Genomic DNA, 16,470 nt, shown 5'->3' with positions numbered 1-16,470 from the left:
TTGCTTTTTTCCTTCATCCTGAGTACCCCGGCCCGCCGCCATTTCCCAGAAAATTGAAAAATGGCTTAGTAATGGGTGAAAGGAGTAATTGATTATGAGCCATGAAATTGGAACAGATGTTAATCAGACCCAAATTACGAGTCTTAGCCATATCAAAGGACAGCCTCACATTGTTGAGCTTCTGAGAACAAGTCTTGATGCGTATTTTGCAAACCGAGCAAATAACAGCAGCAGTTCTTTCGGCCCAGTCTTGATGGTCGGTCCATCAGGTACAGGAAAGACTCTGACGGCAAAAGCCATTCATTGCGAACTCGGAAATCTTCAGCTCATCGAATCGAATGGTGAGATGCTCAATCCAACAGAGCTCACTTCGATGCTGCTTATGGCAGACGAAAACAGCAGTATTTTCGTGGATGAGGCTCAGGCACTGGATGCACGAACTCAGCATGTACTTTTGACCGCATTGTCTGAACGAAAAGTAATCTTACCAAAAAGAAAAAATAACAAAAAGACCTGCTCAGTTCCTCTCGCAAACTTCACCATCATTCTCGCGACAACACATGAGTTCCAACTGCAAAACGCTTTACGAAACCGTATGAGGCTTTGCTGTCGCTTCAATTACTATTCTGCTGATGATTTGACTTACATCGTCAAGCAAAGGGCTGATGCTCTCAAATGGGATTACGAGAACTCTGAAGTTCTTCATGAGATTGCTAAGAGAGCTAAGCAAACGCCAAGGATAGCTCTTAATCGTAATCTGCAGATGGCATGGAGTGTGTGTTCTGCTGATGGCAGAAATGTCATTACGAAAGAGGATGTTTGCAAGGCCTTTGATTTGCTCGACATCGATGAAGAAGGCTTGGATACCCTTGACCAGGCATATCTTTGCGAATTGTCCAAACGCAACTCAATGAAGCTTAATGTACTTTCCTCAAAACTGGGATTGCCTTCAAGAACCATCTCAAGTGTCATAGAGCCATATCTTCTCCGCCAAGAGCTTATCGAAAAGCAAGGCTCAGAACGGCAAATTACGGAAAAAGGAAAGCAGCATATTTCCCAGAATCTTCAATAATTTTTTTAGGATTTACTGTCTACTTGATGACGGAGTGAAATCAAATGGCTAAACATAAAACGTCAAAATTGAAACCAATTGTCAGCGTCAAGCAAATGGCTGAGATGCTTAACCTATCTCGTGCTCGTTTTTATCAGTTGCTTGACGAGGGCATATTCCCCCAGCCAATTTACGACTTGCGGACCCGCAGACCTCTCTACGATGCAAGGCTGCAGAAAAGATGTTTAGAAGTTCGTGATACGGGCATTGGGGACAACGGCCGCTATATCCTCTTCTATTCGCCCAGAGAAAAGAGTGAAAGTCAACCACGAAAGCAAAACAAAGGCAAAACCACGGCCAATCTGAAATACCAGGAGCTTACTGAAACACTCAACTCGATGGGCTTGGACTGCTCAGCAAAGGAGGCAGGTTCAGCAATCGAAGAAATATACCCCGAAGGTATTGAACACGAGGACGAAGGCGTCGTTATCCGAGAAATCTTTCGTTATTTACGTCAAAAAGGCGTCTAGACGCCGTCTAAGGCTCCATGAAATGTTGTTCAAAATAAGACAACTTTGAAAGCACTTGTATTCCTAATCCCCTTTATTTGAGGCCAGAACCATGTCCAATTCGCGAAAAGAAAAACGCATGATTAATCATATAATCCTGCATTCGACTGACTCCACCCCAGAGGACAGCAGAACTCCACAATCTCTCCGCCCTAATGCTATTTCAAAGCAGGCTGAGAATGACCAGGAACTTGTCAAGCTGTGGCTCTATGGAAAAAGCAAGCACACCCAGAGGTACTACAGGAAAGATGTGGAACGTTTCTTTGAATACACCAACAAGTCACTGAGAGAAATCATCCTGAAGGACCTGCAGGAGTTTGCAAACCACATTGATGAGCAGGATCTTGTTGACGGCTCCAAGAGGAGAATTCTTTCAAGCGTCAAATCTTTTTTTGCCTTTGCCCATAAATTGGGCTATTTGACTTTTGATGTCGCCCGTGTTCTGGCTCTTCCCACTCCCAAGGACACACTTGCGGAACGTATTCTCACACAGGAACAGGTCAGAAAAATTATAAATGCTGAAAATCATCCCCGAAACAAGCTCATTTTGAAAACCCTATTTATCACAGGGATCCGGGTTTCAGAACTGTGTTCTCTTTGTTGGAAAGATTTGAAGGAACGCTCAGAAGGTGGACAAGTGACCGTTTATGGTAAGGGCAAGAAAACAAGGACGCTTCTTATCCCTGAGCCGCTGTGGTCTGAACTGATGAATTTCAGGGGTTCGGCTTTTGAAGATGTTTTCGTTTTTCGCGGAAGAAATAGAAGCACTCAGATGCATTCTACAACGGTTCTGAGGATAGTTAAGAAGGCTGCTCAAAAAGCAGGTCTGAAGGTCACCCCCTCACCCCATTGGCTCCGCCATGCACATTCTTCAATTGCATGCGAGAAGGCTCCATTGCATGTAGTCCAGAATAGCCTTGGCCATAGCTCGATTCAGACCACGAGCCACTATCTGCACGTCAAACCTGATGACTGTTCGAGCAAGTATCTGGATTTATAAGGAGCTTATCTGAGCCTCAATGTTCTTTCGATATCATTGCCCGAGAGCTTTCCCCTTCCATCTGCTCTCATCATCACATAAGCCATCCTAAGCAGCTTTATGGAGTCACTCACCGAACCACCACCAGCATTAACAACAGCCTCCAAAACATCCTCACCCTCATATTTTATCCCGCAAAATACCAATCTTTGATGGATGATTAGCTTCATCTGCTCTTCTGAGAAAGGCTCAACTTCCACGGTAAAACCAGCAGCATCACGAATGGACTTATGCACTCGTCCAATATCAGAGGTGGTCAGAATCAAAGGACCGCTGATGAAAATATTTTCCTTCTGTCCCAGGATATTCGTAAAATCATGCTCCCCTTTTTCTATCATTTCCCAGATAATCGACAAAGTAACAGGCCTAATTTTTTCAGCGTCAAGGATTACATGAGAAACCTCTCCCTGCTTGCCAAAAAAAGCTTTGGCTCTATGGTCAGCATCCATAAATCGGCCATATATCTCATCAGCCTCATCAAATCCAAGGCTGTTCACGAACGCTCTTGCTAGCGTCCTTTTGCCCTCATGACCATGAATTAGCAAAGAGGGATACCTTACACTGCCATTCGAAAATCTATCCTCGTGTACTTGGTCAACAATCTTCCTGAGTAACTGTACTGCTTTTCCTGACCCACTCGGCATGATATTCCACAAGCTCACAGCCTCATCAAAATCATCTAAAGGCTTCAATATTTTTTGTTGTCTAGTATTTTTCACTTACTATCCCAACCAAAAACCAAAATTATGGGCAAAATCAAAATGAACACAATGGCATCATACAAATCCCGCACATTTATGAGCCAGCTAAAGCGAAATAGCGACGAAAGCAATGAAACATAAAAGGCATACTTCCAAAGCTTCCACAAGAACCGCCATTCACAAGTGAAGAAAAAATGGTATGTGAGATAGACAAGTACAATTGTCTGAAAGGCTCTGAAATCTTCCGATGTAATCTCAGAATCAGACGCTGTTATATCCTCCGAAGCCATGCTAATGGAACTGAACATAGCCACAGCTACCAAGAGAATTGCCAGCAATCTGCTGAGCGTCTCAACCATTTTGACGCAACACTTTCATCTCAAGAAGCTTGTTGTAGATATGCATCCCTAGGACGGCGACATCAATATCATCGGAATCAACGATTCCATCAACAATTGCTTCGATATCCTTCTTGCTCAGACCCTTTCGACATGACAAAATAATTGCAATGGTCGACACTATCTTTCCGCCTTTATCCTTAAGTTGGCCTTCGAAATGCTCCACATATTTCTGAATCATCCTCTGACGTTGCTTCTGAAGTTGATTCATCCTAAAAGAAGCATAGGCGTGGGTCAGGCTTCTTTTGTAAAGGGCGAAAAGAGCTCCGGCTATTAGGCTGTTCTTACTCATTTGACTAACCCCTTTCTGGTGAGATATCTCTGAACATTCGACGGCAAATCATCAAAGCTAATTCGCTTATCATCTGTTGATGGACACCCCTCGCCCCACATAAACACCCCCTGAGGCGAATCGCAATTATGAGACAGATTCAGTAAAGAGCCGTCACAGAAGCAAATTGTGTATCTGTCGAGCGTCTTGCCTTGATTATCAGTTATCGCTCTAATTCCCATTTCCATTTCTCCATCTGCAATTTTCATCTCTCAGGTAATTAGAAATGATTTTTGTTTTTTCTGGGAAATGGAAAAAGGGGTGAGAATTTCAAAAGGAATGAGAGAAAAAGACAGCATGAATCAAAAGGAAATTGGACAGCTTCAGTACTCCACAGGCATCCCACCAGAGGCACCAGGATCCATCCTGATGGCACAAATATCAATGATGACCAAAAGAAGACGAATCAGCAAAAACATTGACTTATGGGATAAGCCAGCCACGTTGTGTGGCGACATCTTAGCCTTATAATCAACGCCTGACCGACATAGCCATAGCATGTAAGTTGTCTGCTCGCTTAAGCAATGAAGTCACAAGGCATGGAATTACAGTGATTTCTCATCAAATTCTTTTTCGGTTATAGGCGTTAATTCATACCATTCACCTGTAGGACTGTCATGGTGATAGTTTTGAATTCTAAGAACCTTGCCATCCCTATAAATATTGAAGCTGCACTCACATTTGGGAAGAACTTTCAAAAGCATATCTCTTGCTGATTCAAACTCAAGATAAGCATGACCACTGAGATTTTGCCAACCAAAGTTTTCAACGGTACAGTACCAATACCCATCTTGGTTGACTTCATCTATAAGCTGGTCAAGTTCTTCAAGGATATAATCCCACTCAAACTCAATTTCTTCAGGCTCATATTCGTGCGGAAACCATCTTATAACTGGGTCAATGCTTTTATCTGATTTCATTTCCATTTCTCCATCTGCAATTTTCATCTCCCATAATTAGAAATGATTTTTGTTTTTTCTGGGAAATGAAAATGAGAAAAGAACGCAACATGAATCAGGTCTTAATAAGACACCATAAGCACATCATAAGCTTCCGCCAGAGCCACCAGAATCCATCCTGAGCCACCAATTGAGAACCCAGGCAAGTTCCCCTCTACCAGAACCTAATTAGCATAGAAGCAAGCCTGAGACGTTCATGCAGCACCTGATGCAAGAACTGACTTTTTGATGACTATTTTTGGATATCCTCTGCTGATGATTCTAAATTGTTCTTTCAATGCTTTCGTGCATGTAACCTCGGCCAGTCCGTGCTTTGTGAGCAAACCAGGAATGTACTTTTTGACCCTTCTGTCAGTCACAGACTTCCAGTCATACTCTTGTGTTATTTCTGAGATAATTTCAGGAACCCTTGCATAGCCTCGCGTATGCAACTGCTGCAACAGGCATGACTCAACTTTGCCCATGAACTTGTTACCGGCACTGCTAATCCCCTGTTTATGAACCTGCGGATAAATTTGAGCAGCCTTCTCAGGACCGAGTACCTGCCAAATCATGTCTCTAGAAATTGAGTTCATCTTGACACCATTCTCCCTTAGTTTCTTAGCTGTTTCTTCTGCTTCTGCCAAGACATCTGGTGTATATGCTGGAAAACTGTAGCACTGAGAACGATAGATATTGGCCTTATCTCCCTTAACACCCAGTCCTTTTACCAAAGAATCTCTTTGTCCCTGTAAATTCATCATCAAAGATTTTGTAATCTCCTCATCTGGCAATTTCCTCATCAGGCCCAAAACACAATATCTGTCAATCCTTTCATTCTGTCTTCCAACGTCATTTCTTCTCCCTCCCTTCAATGCATTGAATTTCCTCAAGGAACAAATCACAATCACGTCTCCCTTTGAAGTACGCAAAGCAATCTTATCTCTGGCAAATCTGAGCTTTGAAAGCAAATCATCTCTCACTCTATTGACAAAATGATACAGGTTCGGGTATTCGTCCTTGAGCTCATTTATCCTCTCGACAATGTTGATATTATCATCAATTTCCCTTCTTTTGTCTTTTTTCCATTTTTCATCCTTCTGAATATCGTAATGCTGAATCAAATGCCTAACAGCATCACTGACATCACAATTCTTCTGTTTCATGACTACATCGATGATACTGCCATTGAATCCGCAATGGGAACTATGACAGTATATTCTAAAATGGCCTGTTTGCTTATCTACGAATATTGACGCACTCTCTTGGCTGTCATCATGAAAGGGACATCTCAAATGCAGTGACTTATCAGGAGTAATTTGGCAATCATACTCAATACCAAGATAATCAGCTAAATTCTTCTTTTTGAGTATATCTATGATGCTGTTATTATTAGTTAAACTATCTTTCTCTTTAATATCATCAGGAAAAGTGCCCTCATAAATATCACAGGTATTATTATAATAGCTAAAGCTATTATTGTGGTCACTTTTCCTGCCCTTTTTGTTTTCTTCTAAATACTCAGAAAAATCATCATCTGAGACAAAAGGGAATGAAGCATCAAAGTCATTGTAAGAATATCGAAGAGAATTGTAATTATATATACGAACATTAAATGGTGAACAATTAGATTTAGATTTAATCCAAAGATATCCAGGTAGACGCATTACTCTGTTAGGAGTAGTACATGATGGGTCTGCATTGAAATATACAATGAGTCTTTTTTGGATATTAACAAGCTGTTCAGGAGTAACAGAATAATCCTTTGTGAGCCAATAGACATGAAATCCATTTCTTGTTTCTACGATATATGATGGATTCAGCGGAGAATCAGAAAGGTACTTAACAAACTCATCCTTTTTCTTTTTGACATAATGAAGTGAAAAATACTCACCATTAGCATCTCTGCCACAATCCCAGTCAATGAAACAGGCATTGATGCGATTTATGTCCTCCTTCTTAGAGCCACCAGAATTGACTATGAAGCCAATATCGTCTCCCTGACTGTTACGGTACTTGAGCTTTCTTTTTGCCTCTGAATAGCTCTGAGGCTTGTTTCTCCAAGTATTTGAAGCTACATTGAAATAAATCAGTGCATTCTTGCCATGAATCTGTTCCAAAAATTCTTCAGTGCTAATTTCTATCTGAATTTTGCTCATATCTTATCCTTTCCAATAAAAAAGCCCGCCACGTTCAGGCGTGACGAGCTCTCGGATAAGATAGATTACGACGTCATATATTATTCTATCATTACTTTCTTCACTTTTGAATTGGTATAGAGTGAAAAAACATATTATCTTATCCAACATTCATTCATAAACATCAGAGCCTGAACTCTATTCTCTTAATTCTTTTCTTAGGAAACAATTCCTTCTTTTATTTTTCATTTTTTCTGCATTTTTCAAGCATTTCAATGTGCTCTTCAAGATGGTTAACGTACGCCCCATTTTCTTGTGCCAGCACTTGCCTGTCTGCATTCAGATAATATTGCAAATCTTGCTCTGTCTCGATTCTTTGACCGGCGTGAAACAGACGATGTCCACAATCCAAGCACAGAAACCCAAAATCAGCACAGACTGAATCACTTTCATCAATCTGAGGCTCCCCGTAATAAACTTCTTGCCCAACGTAATCTACAGGCGAAACACTGCTGACATATTCTTGGTAGCCTATTTGACTTCCACCACATTCCTCACAAATAAATTTCTTTTTCATATTTTTCTCCTTAGAAATTAACTTTTTTCTTTCTATCTCTGCACTTTGCAGAATGTGTTCCTACATAAAGCTTAGATGTTTTGTTTTCACTTTACAAGTCAATCCAAACCCTGTTTTTAAGCCTTATAATAAGCTTTTTTATTTCCCAGAACATTGAGAAATAACTAATTATGTCGTATCAGATTAGGGGCTTACCCGGGATTGCCCCTATCTGATACTTACATCAACTAGCCTTTTTCAGGTTCACCGAAAGCTTTGATGTAATCTTCTGCAGAGCCGTTCTCTTCGACAAAGGATTGTGCTTCATCTTCAGAGACAAGCTTAATGCCTGAAGAACCGTAAACTTTCTGTGGCCCTCCTGCTTCACTGTATTTGGAGTATGGGCCACCATCGTACTCAATAAAGAACTGACCGTTCGGACTCTTGTAAAGTACTTCACTGCAGTAGCGAAAATCTCCTGAATAACCGTAGCTGTAGTAGCAGATTTCCTCAGCGACTTCCGTATCGTACAACTTACCTTCAACAACCTTCTTCATCTTTTTTTGCTCCTATAAATGCAGGTTAACAATTCTTACTTGGCCCCTTTAGCTCGTTTAGAGCTCGCTGCGACCTTTCAGCGTCTCTCATCTGCGACACTGCAGATGTTCGAGTACTATTACAGCTTTATGGCTCCATTCAATGACCTCCTTTCGACATCAGAAAAATGAATTCTTAGCGGCTACTTTCCATCAGGAGCATCTACTCCAAGAATTTCCAGAATCCGTCCTAAATGCAGAAGTATTAGGTGCACATCAAGGTAGATTTCATTGGGCAATTTCGTTATTCCATCAGAAAGGTTTTTCTGCAGGCTTCTTGCCCTTCGATACTCTTCTAAAATACTCTCGACTATGGAGGCTCCAATCAGTACTTCCATAAGATATTGCATGGCGACAACCACTAATCTTTGACTCATTAGTGGCAATTCCATAAGCTCCAATCCTATTCTTGCTTCTTTGCTTTCCTGACCAAACTTTTCTACCACCTTGTCTTTCATGTAGAAAATATGTTTCATGACTGCATCCATGTCTTGCCAGAAAAATTCTTCATAGCACATAACTATAGGTACTGCAGTTTCATATGCTTTAGCACCATCCTCTTTGAAGGCGACAACGCTATTCGAAGCTCTTTCAATACCGTTAGCAGGTAATTCAATTTCAAGCTGATGTGCCAAACGGAAGACCGCAGCTCCAATCGTCACGCCTGTCGGACCTAACTTGTTGAGAATGTCATTTGCAGAAACATAAGCTTCCTCTTCCGGTATCTCTAAGACCTTTGGAATTGGCTTAATTCGCGAAAACAAATCAGACAAGAAATGACATATCACTGAATCAATATAATCTGCCTTCGAAAGATTTCGGCCTGCATAACCTTCGGCTGCTTCGCTTCGATATTCATCAATCGATTTTTCAAGCTCTTGACGAAAAGCTGAATATAAGTTGGATTTAGCAATATTCCTGTCACTATGGGTATTGTGGCTGTTTGAACTATTTTTCATTTTCATCTCCTATAAATGGAGGTTGACAATTCTTACTTGGTCCCTTTAGCTCTTCCTGAGCTCGCTGTGACCTTAAGCGTCTCATCATCTGCAGACGGCAGATGCTTGAGTAATTCACATTGCTTTTTGCGTTTTCGTCATGGTCCCATTTGCCGACCTCCTTTCAATTAATTTCTAATCCATATTATTTACATGCAGTGTCGCGTCACAAATGCAAATATAGCATAGAATTACGTTTATGCAGCATTAAAATCGTTGTAAGCCCTTGTGAATATTGCACTTACAAGATACTTGGGAAAGATGGAAGTATTCATCCGTCAAAAATCAAGTTTTCGAAAAATAATTGGGAAAGATGAGCGTGAAAAAGATTTTAAAATTGTGTATAATAGGCATGTATTTTGGCAAAATGAATTGTGTGTTTTCGAGAAATTCCAAGGTAAAGGTGAATTATTGTGGCTGGAAAACCCAAAACCCCAACCTACCATAATGGTAGATTATTAGACGCTAAAGATGACAAGGGAAATAGAGTCCATGTCGCCTTTGAACAATCGTATTCTGGTGGCAGAGGTGGATATGTCCTTCGCAAAACCAGAAAGGGCAAAACTGTTAGGAAAAAGTGCTTTGGCACACACAAAAACCGGGAAAAAGCCCTAGCTAATGCAGCATCATTATTTGAGAAATATGTTGGGACAGTGGCCTCAGAACGAACACCTATAGCCCAACATAATTTACAGGTAGAAAAAACTGGCGACTACAAAATTACGTGGATACACCTCTATGAAAACGATGCTGACATCATTGAAAAGCTTTCGAATTTCTATAATGAATGGAACCCTCTCACTACAGAAGAAGGTGAAGAGCCTATTAGCATAAAAGACCTTCACTACGATGTTTATTCCAATGATTATGAGTTACAAGCAATCTATAATTGGTGGGACATCTTATCTGCAAGAGAGACTACAGGGGAAGATGAGACCATTGAACCGGTGTTTGATATTCCCAGACCATTCTTTAACTTTTGTCATTGGGAAAGCCATATTTTTACGGTTTTTAATTGGGCAAAACACAAACCGCTCATATTAGAACACATCTGCAAACAGGTCAATTCGCATGCCAATAACACACAACTGATGACAAAGGAGGAACTTAAGGAAGAACTGTTTGCGATTGGGATGGTTGTTGAAGGTGATGACGAGTGGATTGAGAGTAAATTAAAAGAAGCCCGCGAGTATTGGACCGATGAAAGAAGAAGAGAGTATGAAAGAGAAACGAAAAAACTATACCCCAGTTCGAAGGTCTATTGGGTTGAAAATAAATTTAGGGTAATAACAGAGGACGAATTTAACCAGCATTTTGAATATCCTTTGCTCAAAACGGATGGAGTAAATGTCACGAGGAATCGGAGAAAAGTTGACAAGTTTTATATCATGGATGAAGCAATAAAGCTTATTGAAAACAACCCCTCTGAGTTTGCAAATTACACAAAAATATCTGGAATTACAAAACCCTCCCAAAAAAAACCTCGCTGAGTAAGGCGAGATTAGCGGAGCATAGCATCAAAGCGACCCTACAGTTTTAGAGTAACCCAGTCTTGCACATACGCCGAACTAGGCTTGTAAATGTGAACCTGTGTACAACCTTAAAAATAAGCTAGAACATAAAACATCCAATCTTGACCAATGTGACACAATGGCCCCCTCCAATGAGCTGCTTTCGCCCTACTTGCATCTGCTCAGAGGCTTTGCTTCGAAATGTAAATCACGCTCTATCGGCAACCCAAGAGGACCACGTATTTTTCTGAGTTGGCTCAGGGTGAAATAGCCTAACTCTCCTTCAGGGCATAATTGTGAAACTACCTTTCCAAAAAAGAGAAAATCGCCATCCTCCTGCTCTTCCCCTTCAATGACGAACCATGTCCATGCAGAATCCGGCGTAAAATACTTGAGGCTGCAAATTGGGTCGTCAAAACCCTCTTGTGAATAAAGCTCTGGGAGTTTTGAGGCGATTTCTTTTGGTAAAAGTTCCATTGTCAGCTCCTAAAAGATAAATTTCTTTCTATCTAATAGAAACTGAATTTTGATTAATCTGGGAAATGAGGAACTCAGGAAACTGCTTGGCTGCGAACCTTAGAAAGACTTCTCAGTAAAGCAGGCAAAACCCCCGACCGAATATCACGCGATATGGAATCTTCGATACAGAAGGCCGACCATCTTAGTTCCCTTGAGAAATAGGTTAGCCACATCTGAATCTCTTTCAGCGAAAGCGTGGAAATCCATTTGGCGTCTCGGTATTCGTTGCAATGTTCATCATGCCAAGGATGATAATCAAAACCAGGAACTACCCAACTGCCCTTGTGAACGGCACGGAAAAAATCATTAGTTGCTGGATGAATCTCATAAATCTGCTTTCGATACGCATCATCAGGCAGCTCAACATGACACACCTGAAAGGAAGTCCTTTCATTTTTGAACCTATCCTTGAAAGAAAGCAGTAACTCGACATCCTCGACTGAAGGAACAGGCCAATTAGTAGAATCATTCTGTTGCCTATTATCGCTCATAAATCATTCACCCCAGGCGAATCTGTAGTAAGGCTCTAATTTCTTCATCAGCTCTATGCTGTCATCAAGAAAGTGGTCACTTCCGAGAGCAGCATCGTCACGCTTGAAAAGTTTTTGGCAACGTATCTCAAGCAGATTGTACTGAGAGAACTTATTGTTCAAATAGTCGATGTCATACTTGCAAATATTTTCACCAAGCAGTATATGAGCAACTTCCTTGCCTTTAAATCTTCGAGGCCGAATCTGAACTCTTTCCAGCAGTGTTAAATGAAATCCATCCATCTTCCCGAGGATACTCTGGAGCTCATCAGATGAAAGCTCGGTATGTTGCTTAAATCTGTCAACAGGCTTCTTACCACCTATCAGCACGCCGACTGAAAAAGCATCAGCATCTATTGCAAAGCGAAAATGCGAAACATCTATCTTTCTACTCAGAGGAGGTGGGCATAGTATACCCCAACAATGCACTGAGTCCTGCCTAATATTTCCCACGTTCACGTCTAATTCCCCATACATCCCGCTAGTCCCCAAACGCTGCTTAAGTTCTTCGAGGTAGCTCTGCATGTTGTCCTTGACCTTCAGCCTAAGCTCCCTCTTAGGGTCATCCTCGATGTTGAGAAAAGCTTCGAAGTGAGATTTCTTCCATCCACTGAATGGAGCCATATTAGTCGCCTCCAAAAAATCTAAGAACTCTTGCAGAATGAATGCCGTCCTTGCATCATTGTCTTTGTCAGCAAAGGGTCTGAACAGAAGGTACACTTCTTTCCATGTGATAAAGTGAAACCTCTTATCTTTGAGTCTATCAAGAATCGCAGCATCACGATTCCTCGGAGTGATGCAGACAAGATAGCTATCCGGATCCGCTTGCAAATGATTGAGAATTTGCTCATCTTCCAAGGGGCAGTCCACTTTGCTCTCGATGTAGATTTTTGTGCTGCCCACCTTTATCAAAGCATCAGGCCTGCTGTTCTCCTCCGTAATCTGCAAATCATAAAGGACTGGATCATAGCTCTTGGGCTTGATACCCAGCCTTTTCATTAACCTCTTCAAAAGCCCTCTGTCGCTGTTCTCAAGCGTATTGACAAGAGCTTTCGTTATATTGTCTTCAAGCTGCTTATCCCATTGACCATCCTTCTTCCTGAAAGAAGGTCCACGATAATAGTAGAAAATGTTTCGGTATGGGTTGTACTTTCTCATTCTCAAGCACCGTCACAAGTCATGAGCTTCTTGCTAGCTTTTGTTTTAAAGGCTTCCAATTATTCAGATAATCCGTCAAATTTCTGTTCTCGTCCTCATGGTCAACATGAGCTAATGAATACTTCTCGGCTCTAATCAGGCCCCTAGTTTCCCAGCAGGTATCATCGTTTCTGACCCACATGTATGACTGATATTTCTTCTTCCCATGGCCGTGAACTTTTTTCAGGACAGACATCAATTCCTTGGGAGGGATAACAACACACTCAATGCTCTTGTGTGCAAAGCTCTGCATCACGAAAACCCATAAATCAGCCTTTGAACTGCGTATCTTTGATGGATTGAGCGTCCACCAACCCCAAGACCTGAACCCATTGTTATGGCCAGGCTTCATGTGAGTCGTCGTGTAATCCTTCGAGTACTTAACCTGGATAGTAGCAGTCATTCTGTTCTTGGAATCGGTCACCAGCAAGTCTATCCCCGTGTCCTTCGAGGGCACCCACACATTGTACTTCTTGAAGTGTTTCTCAATGTAAGAACCCACAAGATACTCACCAGCATGAACTGTAAAAAGTGGCTGCATTTTTCTCCTTCACTTTAATATACTACTGCCAGAGGGAGCGAACATTAAGTTCAGGGACGCCCATGGGCAGATTTGACTCAAAGCGATTTTCACGTAACTCACTAAGAAACTCTTTAGGCTTTTTAGTTGGAATCCCCATGCGTCTCAGAAAACTTTGACGTGAAATTATTGATAAAAGAATTGATGAAGACAAAAGACGAGCTTCTTCATATAAATGCTTTTGTCCCACAGAGTCTTCGCCATGAAGTACGCGTGAACGAGAATTATACAGCCTTTTTACGAACTTAGCAGCAGCATTTCTCTTTTCTACGCTTGGTTCCAAGAGAGCCGCAACATCCAGTGAAAGTTTTTCGCTCAGTTCCCCCGTATTTTCGCCTAAAAGAGCTTCAATCGATGTGATTGCCAAAGCCAATCCAACTGCAGGGTTTTGCTGAAAATCAGCTTGGCTTAACAGACTAATGGCATTGAACAATCGTTTTTCAAAGGAATCTTTTTTTGGTTTTGGAGCAAAGTATGCTTCCATTGCTTCAGAAACAATCAACTTTAGATTAATTTTTAATTGGGGAAAGGTAGATGAAGGAGATATGAGTTCCCGAAGAAATGCTTCGAGGTCGGAAGAATTAGACTGACTATCAGATTCTTGAGGAACTGAATTGCTGTCTGGCATGACCAAAGCGGCAGACTTCGCAATACTCTGCAAAACTGGACTCAAGTCTTGCTTCAATTGTTGGCATGTAAGAGCACTCATAGTCCCTTCCAATACAGCTAAGAGGTGACCATAAGTTTTGCGTTCGTCTGGAACATAGTTTACACCTTCAAGAGTAATTTGCATCCAGTTTTTAGACCACAGTACTTCCTTGCTATTTCTGAGGGCATTTAAGTCAAGCTTAACATCTTCACCTTTCTTGACTCTAGCATACAGTGAGCCATATAAAAACCCGTCAATGAATTCGTCCTTATCATCAGCTTCAAACGAATAAATCATGAAAGGGTCAGACCTACGCCAGCTTAGCTCACCATGTCCTATCCTGCTAACAAAGATTTCGTACATAGTTTCAAAATCTATAGTCTCTAGGTCTGGACTTCCCATCCACAGTTCCTCGAATACATCCCTAATTTCACGTGGACTAATGTTGTAGGGACTCCTCATCTTACTGAAAACATATTTTTCAAAGGCATGGTCAATCTTATCAGCCTCGCCATAAATCTCAGCATCTTGCCACGCCTCCCACCAATCTTTGTCATAATTATCATGGATAGTACCTGCATACGAATACACAGATTGCATTGTAGCTACCACCTGCTTTTTAAGCTTTTGATTTTTTAGCAATGCAACTACATCACACATTTGACACCTCTCATCTAGTTCGTTACAACTGGACTCACGCTATTCTTCATCCCCCAGTTCATCCGAGATGCTCCCGAACAACGCCAACGCAGACTGCAGATTCTCCACTATTTCCTCTGCAATCAGCTCAGGCTCAGGCAGCGTCTCAGTGTCCTCAAGGCTTTCATCCCGTAGCCAGAAAATGTCCAGACTTGCCTTGTCCCTGCTCATCAGCTCATCATAATCGAAAGCCTTGAACCGCTCCGTCTCCTTCCTGTCGTGTCTGTTCGCAGGATTATAGCATTTCACAAAATCCGTCAAATCAGCCTCGCCAAGCGGATTCGTCTTCAGCGTAAAATGCATATTCGTCCGCAAATCGTAAATCCACAGCTTCTCCGTCCACGCCTTCTCACTCGCGGGCTTGCGGTCAAAGAACAGCACATTCGCCTTCACCCCCTGAGCGTAAAACACACCCGTCGGCAGCCTCAACAGCGTATGCACATCACACGTCTGCAGCAGCTTCCGCCGAATCGTCTCACCAGCCCCTCCCTCGAACAGAACATTATCAGGCAGCACCACAGCCGCACTTCCGTTCATCTTCAGCAGCGTCTTGATATGCTGCAGAAAATTCAGCTGCTTATTCGAAGTCGTCGCCCAGAAATCCTCCCGCTCATACGTCAGCGAATCCTTACTCGACTTGCCCCCGTCATTCGTCACGGTAATACTGCTCTTCTTGCCGAACGGCGGATTCGTCAGCACCATATTAAACCTCTCGCCAGGGTCCGACGCCAGACTGTCGCCCACCCGCACCGGACTTTCCTCACCGCCGTCAATCCCGTGCAGCATCAGATTCATCACGCACAGCCTCGCCGCACTGTCCACAATCTCCCACCCCGCAAAAGTCTCGTACCGCAGCTTTCTCTTCTGCTTCTTATCCAGCTTGAATCGCTTCGGGTCCGCCAGGTAGCTGTGAGCCGCAATAAAGAATCCGCCCGTACCGCACGCAGGGTCGCATATCGTCACCCCAGGCTCCGGCCGCATAACCTCCACCATCGCCGCAATCAAAGGCCTCGGCGTAAAGTACTGCCCCGCACCGCCCTTGACATCCTGAGCGTTCTTCTCAAGCAGCCCCTCATATATATCGCCCTTGACGTCCGAACTGAGCCCCATCCACGTCTCATCGTTGATAAGGCTAATCAGGCGGTTAAGCTTCGCAGGGTCCTGTATCTTGTTCTGGCTCTTGCGGAAGATAACGCCAAGCATGCCGCTTTCCTTCGCAAGATTCTCCAGCAGATGCCTGTAATGCGTCTCAAGCTCATCACCATCCCTGCTAACAAGGCTCGACCAATCCCACTTTGCGGGCACAATCGCCTTCTGACTGAAAGGAGGCCTGGTCTGCTCATCAGCCATCTTGAGAAACAGCAGATACGTCAACTGCTCGACATAATCGCCGTAACTCATCCCATCATCGCGAAGAACCGTACAATAGTTCCAAAGCCTCTGCACTATCTGTTGTGAATTGTCTGCCAT

At 42.5% G+C, this 16,470-nt stretch carries 18 protein-coding genes; 5 read left to right on the top strand and 13 right to left on the bottom strand.

Annotated elements, in window-relative coordinates:
• Window positions 1-94 precede the first annotated feature (94 nt).
• The 3 genes from STSP2_RS06765 to STSP2_RS06755 all read left to right on the top strand — a co-directional run bounded on the left by STSP2_RS06765 (window position 95) and on the right by STSP2_RS06755 (window position 2,620).
• Window positions 95-1,072, top strand: a complete 978-nt coding sequence (locus STSP2_RS06765) for a Holliday junction DNA helicase RuvB C-terminal domain-containing protein (RefSeq protein WP_146661082.1) — start codon at window positions 95-97, stop codon at window positions 1,070-1,072.
• A 44-nt stretch (window positions 1,073-1,116) separates the two neighbouring features.
• Window positions 1,117-1,581, top strand: a complete 465-nt coding sequence (locus STSP2_RS06760) for a helix-turn-helix transcriptional regulator (protein WP_146661080.1) — start codon at window positions 1,117-1,119, stop codon at window positions 1,579-1,581.
• Window positions 1,582-1,699: 118 nt separating this feature from the next.
• Window positions 1,700-2,620 (top strand): tyrosine-type recombinase/integrase, encoded by a 921-nt coding sequence (locus STSP2_RS06755; RefSeq protein ID WP_169853048.1) that lies wholly within the window; start codon window positions 1,700-1,702, stop codon window positions 2,618-2,620.
• 5 nt (window positions 2,621-2,625) lie between these two features.
• Here STSP2_RS06755 and STSP2_RS06750 read toward each other — a convergent pair whose 3' ends face one another.
• The gene (locus tag STSP2_RS06750; protein ID WP_146661076.1) at window positions 2,626-3,378 is read right to left on the bottom strand and encodes a hypothetical protein; all 753 of its coding nucleotides are present in this window, start codon (window positions 3,376-3,378) and stop codon (window positions 2,626-2,628) included.
• A 333-nt stretch (window positions 3,379-3,711) separates the two neighbouring features.
• Window positions 3,712-4,050, bottom strand: coding sequence for a hypothetical protein (locus STSP2_RS06745; RefSeq protein WP_146661074.1), 339 nt, complete (start codon window positions 4,048-4,050; stop codon window positions 3,712-3,714).
• 300 nt (window positions 4,051-4,350) lie between these two features.
• Here STSP2_RS06745 and STSP2_RS06740 point away from each other — a divergent pair, with 300 nt between their 5' ends.
• A complete protein-coding gene (locus STSP2_RS06740) occupies window positions 4,351-4,560 on the top strand; it encodes a hypothetical protein (protein WP_169853047.1) in 210 nt (69 codons plus the stop codon).
• Between the two features lie 74 nt (window positions 4,561-4,634).
• Here the strand turns inward: STSP2_RS06740 and STSP2_RS06735 are convergent, their stop codons facing one another.
• The 5 genes from STSP2_RS06735 to STSP2_RS06715 form a co-directional block, all read right to left on the bottom strand.
• A complete protein-coding gene (locus STSP2_RS06735; protein WP_205848020.1) occupies window positions 4,635-5,009 on the bottom strand; it encodes a hypothetical protein in 375 nt (124 codons plus the stop codon).
• A 233-nt stretch (window positions 5,010-5,242) separates the two neighbouring features.
• Window positions 5,243-7,186, bottom strand: coding sequence for a CHC2 zinc finger domain-containing protein (locus STSP2_RS06730; protein ID WP_146661068.1), 1,944 nt, complete (start codon window positions 7,184-7,186; stop codon window positions 5,243-5,245).
• 217 nt (window positions 7,187-7,403) lie between these two features.
• Window positions 7,404-7,742 (bottom strand): hypothetical protein, encoded by a 339-nt coding sequence (locus tag STSP2_RS06725; protein ID WP_146661066.1) that lies wholly within the window; start codon window positions 7,740-7,742, stop codon window positions 7,404-7,406.
• A gap of 227 nt (window positions 7,743-7,969) precedes the next feature.
• Window positions 7,970-8,278 (bottom strand): hypothetical protein, encoded by a 309-nt coding sequence (locus STSP2_RS06720; RefSeq protein ID WP_146661064.1) that lies wholly within the window; start codon window positions 8,276-8,278, stop codon window positions 7,970-7,972.
• A gap of 182 nt (window positions 8,279-8,460) precedes the next feature.
• Window positions 8,461-9,276, bottom strand: a complete 816-nt coding sequence (locus STSP2_RS06715) for a hypothetical protein (protein ID WP_146661062.1) — start codon at window positions 9,274-9,276, stop codon at window positions 8,461-8,463.
• A 452-nt stretch (window positions 9,277-9,728) separates the two neighbouring features.
• Between STSP2_RS06715 and STSP2_RS06710 the strand changes: the two genes are divergently transcribed.
• Window positions 9,729-10,805 carry a hypothetical protein gene (locus tag STSP2_RS06710; protein ID WP_146661060.1) on the top strand — a complete coding sequence of 359 codons (1,077 nt, stop codon included), beginning with the start codon at window positions 9,729-9,731 and terminating at the stop codon, window positions 10,803-10,805.
• A gap of 189 nt (window positions 10,806-10,994) precedes the next feature.
• On the opposite strand, the gene STSP2_RS06705 is transcribed toward STSP2_RS06710, so the two are convergent.
• From STSP2_RS06705 to STSP2_RS06680, 6 genes are all read right to left on the bottom strand, one after another.
• Complete coding sequence (locus STSP2_RS06705) at window positions 10,995-11,303, bottom strand: DUF2958 domain-containing protein (protein ID WP_146661058.1); 309 nt, start codon at window positions 11,301-11,303, stop codon at window positions 10,995-10,997.
• Window positions 11,304-11,377: 74 nt separating this feature from the next.
• On the bottom strand, window positions 11,378-11,836 hold the full coding sequence (locus STSP2_RS06700; RefSeq protein ID WP_146661056.1) for a DUF6508 domain-containing protein: 459 nt from the start codon (window positions 11,834-11,836) through the stop codon (window positions 11,378-11,380).
• Window positions 11,837-11,839: 3 nt separating this feature from the next.
• Window positions 11,840-13,033 (bottom strand): hypothetical protein, encoded by a 1,194-nt coding sequence (locus STSP2_RS06695; RefSeq protein ID WP_146661054.1) that lies wholly within the window; start codon window positions 13,031-13,033, stop codon window positions 11,840-11,842.
• Window positions 13,034-13,052: 19 nt separating this feature from the next.
• Window positions 13,053-13,613: a hypothetical protein gene (locus STSP2_RS06690; RefSeq protein WP_146661052.1), complete on the bottom strand. Its 561-nt coding sequence runs from the start codon at window positions 13,611-13,613 to the stop codon at window positions 13,053-13,055.
• 22 nt (window positions 13,614-13,635) lie between these two features.
• Window positions 13,636-14,961, bottom strand: coding sequence for a HEPN domain-containing protein (locus tag STSP2_RS06685; RefSeq protein ID WP_146661050.1), 1,326 nt, complete (start codon window positions 14,959-14,961; stop codon window positions 13,636-13,638).
• A 39-nt stretch (window positions 14,962-15,000) separates the two neighbouring features.
• Window positions 15,001-16,470: a type I restriction-modification system subunit M gene (locus STSP2_RS06680; RefSeq protein WP_146661049.1), complete on the bottom strand. Its 1,470-nt coding sequence runs from the start codon at window positions 16,468-16,470 to the stop codon at window positions 15,001-15,003.

The organism is Anaerohalosphaera lusitana (genome assembly GCF_002007645.1).
In the GTDB taxonomy this organism is placed as follows: Bacteria; Planctomycetota; Phycisphaerae; order Sedimentisphaerales; family Anaerohalosphaeraceae; genus Anaerohalosphaera; species Anaerohalosphaera lusitana.
This window is presented reverse-complemented; position numbering and strand designations above follow the sequence as displayed.